We start from the raw sequence: 2,357 nt of genomic DNA, 5'->3' as shown, positions 1-2,357 counted from the left end.
GGACACGGAGGTCGCCGAAATGTCACTGCAGCACTACCACCTAGGACTCGCAGCCCCGCATGCCCCTTCGGCGCCGGTGGCCACGCCGCAGCGGCACCCCGCGCCGACCGCACGGCCCGAAGACGAGGTCACAGTGGTCACCGGCCCACGCCGCGCGCCCCAGGACGAAGTCACCCTGGTCGTCGACCCGCGTCGTGCACCGCTGTTGCGCACCCCTGCCCCTATGCCGGCAGCAGGACCGCACCCGTGGCCCGGCGGCCCGCAGTTCCCGCCCGCCGGATGGGCCCCCGCGCAGTACCCGATCCGCGGCCCGCGGCGCAACACCCGCACCTGGGCGATCACTGCTGCTGCGACAGCCGCGACGCTGGTCATCGCAGCTACGGCAGTGGCGTTGACGGCCGGCGACACCGGCCGATCGAGTAGCGCCAGCGCCACGACGACACCTGTGGCCGCCACCCCATCACCGTCGACGACCACGCCGGCGCCCGCCCCGATCGTGCCGGTCACTGCGCTGCCCGGGTTGCTGCCCGACCCGGCTGCCCTCAACGCGATTGTCGGCAGCCCCGCGATGGCCCTGCAGCAGACGGTAAATGGCATGGACGATCCCAAATCCGACACCCCCGACTGCCTGGGCACCTACCACCCGATCGAGCAAGCGGCGTATCAGGGCAGCGGCTGGATCGCCATGCAAGGGCAGCTGCTGCACGAGAGCGGGACCGCGCAGTGGAAGCACGTCGTCATTCAAGGCGTGGTCAGCTTTCCCACGGCACAGGCCGCCGCCGATTTCGTCACCACACAACACAACAGTTGGTCCAAGTGCCAGGGCAAACCGGCCACGGCCAACTACGACACCGGCCCCGAGACCTACATCATCAATGCGGTCAAGTTCCAAACTGGCATCCTCACAGCCCAGATGATCCAAGAGGGCGGTGGCGGTTGGCGCTGCCAGCATGCGCTGACCGCGCGTAACAACGTCGTCGCCGATGTCGCGGCCTGCGGGTTCGCTCCTGACGACCAGGCGACGGCGATCGCCGCTGCGATCAACGGCCGAATCGGGGCGTGACGCCAGCGCGGCGCTACGCCGCCTCGGACGCCGCAGGCGTAACAAACGTTGCATGATGCGCCCAGTAATCGGAGCACACGCAAGCGAGGTACTCGCTGCAGCCGTCCGCCGCACTGATCGTGATCCGCTGAGTCCCTGCCTTGCGCGCAAGGGAGAGCGATGACTGTTCGGCAATGCGCGCAATAAAGTACAGCATGGTGCGATATCTATTATCGCAGTCGTGGTAGCGTTTACGTAGCAGTAGCAACGCAGCGCAATGTTGGAGTGACCACATGGAGACCGCCCGAAACACGTCACAGTCACCGCTAGCTGTGGAGCCCATCCGCGCCCACCCGGCGTTGGTGATTAAAGCAGAGAATCAGACGTACACCCTGAGTCCCCGCGAAGCGCCAATCGTGATCGGCCGTGAATTTCCGGCTCAGGTCACTATCAGCGATGACCGCATCTCGCGCACCCACCTGCGCATCGACCACACCCCTGGCGGGTGGGTCGGAGCCGACCAAAGCAGCAACGGCACCTTCATCAACGGCATCCGCCAGTCCACCTTTGCCATCCGCGAGGGCATGACGATCCAGCTCGGACATCCTCAGGGCATCACGGTGGCCTTCGGCTTTGCTGCTGCGAATCAGGCAGAGCCCGACGACGACGATGACGGGTACGACCCTGAACAGACCCTGGTCACCGACCCGGGGGTAGCACGCGCTGGCGCCGCGGTGGCCGCCCGCCGCGAGGAACTCAAGCTGACCCAGCGTTTCATGGCCCGCGAGGGAATCGTCAACGCGGGCGCCCTCATCGACTTCGAGAAGGGGCGGCGTTGGCCACGCAGAGCCACCCTGGCCAGAATCGAAGACGCGCTGCAATGGCCGCACGGCACCATCGAACGGATTCGCCGCGGCGCCAACATCGACGACACCGAGCGCACCGAGGTGCTGACCAATACGGTGCGCGCGCCATTGATGGCCCAGGCCGTAGAAGTTGCGCTGACGACGATCAACTCAGCGATCACCGCACTGCCGCAAGACGTCACCGATCCCGGCTTTAGCGCCCGCGCCGCAACTATCTTGGCCGATTTGCGCACACTCGAGTCTGTGGCAGCCAATGCCGCACACACCGCCAAGGGAGCTCCCGAAGTCGCGCTGGGGTTGAGCTCGGTCCGCAGGTGCTACAAGGACCTCATGCTGCGGGCCGCCCGCGCGCCCGGCGCCACGTTGGGTCAACGGCTGTATGCGGCCAGATATCGCGCGGAACTGACCGTCGAAGAAACCGCCTACGCAGCCGACGTGCCGGTCGAGGC

2 protein-coding genes are annotated in these 2,357 nt (G+C 66.7%); both read left to right on the top strand.

Features of this window, described 5'->3' with window-relative positions; all coding sequences use genetic code 11:
• On the top strand, positions 1–1,063 hold a 1,063-nt coding region (locus tag AC5Y5O_RS31895; protein WP_500028732.1), incomplete at its 5' end, for a sensor domain-containing protein.
• A gap of 272 nt (positions 1,064–1,335) precedes the next feature.
• On the top strand, positions 1,336–2,357 hold a 1,022-nt coding region (locus tag AC5Y5O_RS31890; RefSeq protein WP_500028731.1), incomplete at its 3' end, for an FHA domain-containing protein.

This window comes from Mycobacterium sp. NGS40, assembly GCF_059812735.1.
This window is presented reverse-complemented; position numbering and strand designations above follow the sequence as displayed.